The 3,470-nt window shown below is 36.1% G+C and carries 3 protein-coding genes; 2 read left to right on the forward strand and 1 reads right to left on the reverse strand.

The window, feature by feature from the left end; all coding sequences use genetic code 11:
• Nucleotides 1-1,809 (reverse strand): M13 family metallopeptidase (locus ACK5ON_RS10595; protein ID WP_409822274.1); only part of this gene is annotated, 1,809 nt, incomplete at its 3' end.
• A 115-nt stretch (nucleotides 1,810-1,924) separates the two neighbouring features.
• On the opposite strand from ACK5ON_RS10595, the gene ACK5ON_RS10600 reads away from it, so the two are divergent.
• Together ACK5ON_RS10600 and ACK5ON_RS10605 are read left to right on the forward strand one after the other, a co-directional pair.
• Complete coding sequence (locus tag ACK5ON_RS10600) at nucleotides 1,925-2,881, forward strand: 2-hydroxyacid dehydrogenase (protein ID WP_396176127.1); 957 nt, start codon at nucleotides 1,925-1,927, stop codon at nucleotides 2,879-2,881.
• 181 nt (nucleotides 2,882-3,062) lie between these two features.
• Nucleotides 3,063-3,401 carry a TM2 domain-containing protein gene (locus tag ACK5ON_RS10605; RefSeq protein WP_409822276.1) on the forward strand — a complete coding sequence of 113 codons (339 nt, stop codon included), beginning with the start codon at nucleotides 3,063-3,065 and terminating at the stop codon, nucleotides 3,399-3,401.
• The last annotated feature ends 69 nt before the right edge of the window (nucleotides 3,402-3,470 follow it).

Raw genomic sequence — 3,470 nt, forward strand, 5'->3', positions numbered from 1 at the left:
TTGCAAACCCGTGAAACCATCAATAACGGGAGCTTCTTTGCCATTTAAACTTGTTTTGTAGGCTTTGATAGCAATGCTTAATCCGCCTAAGTCACCAATGTTTTCACCAAGCGTATATTCGCCATTTACTGCTAAATCAGGGAATGCTTTAAAGCCATTGTATTGTGCTATTAAGTCTTTTGTTTTGGATTTGAAAGCGGCTAAATCGGCTGGTGTCCACCAGTTTTTTAAAACGCCATCGCCATCAAAAGCACTTCCTTGATCATCAAATCCGTGTCCTATTTCGTGACCAATAATGGCTCCGATACCGCCATAATTTACAGCATCATCAGCATTCAAATCAAAGAATGGTGGTTGTAGGATAGCCGCTGGAAAAACAATCTCGTTTAGCGATGGATTGTAATAGGCATTCACGGTTTGTGGTGTCATGCCCCATTCGGTTCTATCCACAGGTTTTTTTAGTTTTTCTAGGTTGCGGTTGTATTCATATTCGGCAGCTCTAACACTGTTGCCATACAAATCGTTTTTAGCAATTGTAAGTTTTGAGTAATCTTTCCACGTATCAGGATAACCAATTTTGATCATGAATTTATCAACTTTTTTGAGTGCTTCTTTTTTGGTATCAGCACTCATCCAATCTAGTTTTTTGATGCTTTCGGCATAAGCATTCAATAAGTTTTTTACCATAACTGTCATGCGTTCTTTGGCTTCGGGAGAAAAGTGTTTTTTCACATATACTTTACCTACTACTTCACCCAGACCGCCATTTACAGTGCTTACAGCTCTTTTCCAATCTTCTTCTTGTTTCTCGGTTCCGTATAGAGTTTTGCTATAGAATTCAAAATTTTGATTGTCTAATGCAGTAGTCAATCTAGACGCAGCATTATTTAAAACGCCCCATTTCAGATACGTTTTCCATGTATCAATAGGAGTGTTTTTAATGATATTATTTAAACTTTTGGTATAAACTACTTGCGTAATCACAACATTTTTTTGGTCTTCATAACTAGCGCTTTTTAGCATAGCAGTCCAATCAAAGTCGGGCATCAAAGTTTTTAAATCAGCTACAGCATATTTGTTGTAAAGTTTGACAATATCTCGTGTGTCTTCTTTCTTCATTTGGTTGGTTGCCAAAGTGGTTTCAAGCGCCATAATTTTAGCAGCACTTTCGGCCCCTTTTTCCATTCCAGACAAAGTGAAGATTGCTTCGATATGGGCAACATATTTTTTACGGATGTCAGCCATTTTAGCATCGGTAGCCAAATAGTATTCTCTTTCAGGTAATCCAAGACCGCTTTGCCATGATAGTAGGCAATATTTTTTTGGGTCTTTCAAGTCAGGATATACCATAAAAGAAAATGGAGCAGAGATTCCCAATCGGTTTGCTTTTCCAAAATATGCTGCCAAATCACTATAGTTTGCAATAGCGTCAATGGCTTTTAGTTCGGGCTGAATAGGTTCAACACCTTTCGCATCACGACCTTTTCTATCCATGAAAGAAGCATAGTAATCGCCAATTTTTTGTTCATCCGAACCCTGAGCATTAGTTCCTTTTGCGGCTTCTTCGATAATCGCTTTGACATCTTTTTGGGATTGGTCATACAACAAGTCAAATACGCCATAGGAAGCTTTATCAGCAGGAATTTTGGCGGTTTTCAACCAAGTTCCGTTTACGTAGGCGGAAAAATTATCGCCTGGTTTTACCAAGGTATCCATATTTTTTTTATTGATACCTGAGGTGAGTTCTTTTTGACTGCAAGCGGATAGCAGTACTACTGCAGTTGCTAGTAGGATTTTATTATTTTTCATTTCTTTTTTTTAATAAATTAATAAGCTAAAGTAATGAAATTTACTATAAGTTTTACAATTTACAATTGCAGTACTATTTCGATAAAATAATTACCTTTACTTTTCAATTGTAATTATGTCAAACCAATACGTCAAAATTCTCCACATCGATAGTAATCATCCCTTGTTATGGGAGCAATTGGAACAAGCTGGTTTTCAAAACGAAGCTGATTTTACTTCATCTAAAACAGAAATTGAAGTTAAAATTCAAGACTATCATGGCATTGTAATTCGTTCTCGATTCAAAATTGATAAAGCATTTATTGATAAAGCATCCAAATTAAAATTTATTGCTCGTGTTGGAGCTGGTTTGGAAAGCATTGATTGTGACTATGCTTTTTCCAAAAACATTCAACTTATTGCTGCACCCGAAGGCAACCGTAATGCCGTTGGCGAACATACTATAGGAATGCTTTTATCTTTAATGAATAAATTGAATCGAGCCGATAAATTAGTAAGAGAAGGCAAGTGGATTCGGGAAGGAAATCGGGGTTATGAGTTGGAAGGCAAAACGGTTGGGATTATTGGCTATGGTAATATGGGGAAATCTTTTGCTAAAAAACTCAAAGGTTTTGATGTTGATGTTTTGTGTTATGATATTCAAGATAATGTAGCCGATGAAAACGCCAAACAGGTTTCTTTAAAAGAATTACAAGCGAAAAGTGATGTGTTGAGTTTGCATATTCCTTGGACTCCAGAAACGGACAAGCTGCTTAACACAGAATTCATTAATAGATTTGCCAAACCGTTTTGGTTCATCAATACGTCTCGTGGTAAAAATGTGGTTACTGATGATTTGGTTGCCGCTTTAGAAACTGGAAAAATTTTGGGTGCCGGATTGGATGTGTTAGAATACGAAAAGCTGTCTTTTGAAAATCTTTTTATTGAAACTGAAAGACCTAAGGCATTTGACTATTTATTACAAGCAGAAAATGTATTATTGACGCCACATATCGCGGGCTGGACTTATGAAAGTCATGAGAAATTGGCGCAAGTTATAGTGGATAAAATTATCAAGTTATATAGGCAATAGCCAATTGAGGAAATAAAATTGAACTTTGGGAACCCATTGATAGTGCTTTCTCATAATTTTTTATATTTTAGTCGAATAATTAAACCCGAGGCATAGCCGACACGAAGCTTTAGCGAATTGGCGAAGCAATTGTTTGGAGCGCAGCGGAATAAAACATAACCAATAATAAAACAAACCTATTATGGACGCACAAAAAGTTGACATGTTTATGATGATGAATGCAAAGTATTTTGAAAGCCATCATTTAAACGCAGTTAGAGAGAAATTATTAACATTGGACGAATCTAAATGGGGATTAGTTCAAACCATGCAATTCAAAGAACCAACAACTTCATTAATTATTTCGATATTTGCTGGACAATTTGGAATTGACCGATTTATGATTGGCGATACCGGGATGGGCGTTGGAAAACTGTTAACCTGTGGTGGATTAGGTATTTGGATTATCATTGATTGGTTTCTAATCATGGGTGCTACTCGCGAAAAAAACATGGAAACATTCCAAAATACATTTTATTAATAAATGACCCGAAATAAGTTATATTCCTTGTTGCTTATAGCTTGTTTGGCTGGATTTATTTATCTTTTT

Origin of the sequence: Flavobacterium sp. (assembly GCF_046317795.1) — a bacterium.
Taxonomy (GTDB): domain Bacteria; phylum Bacteroidota; class Bacteroidia; order Flavobacteriales; family Flavobacteriaceae; genus Flavobacterium.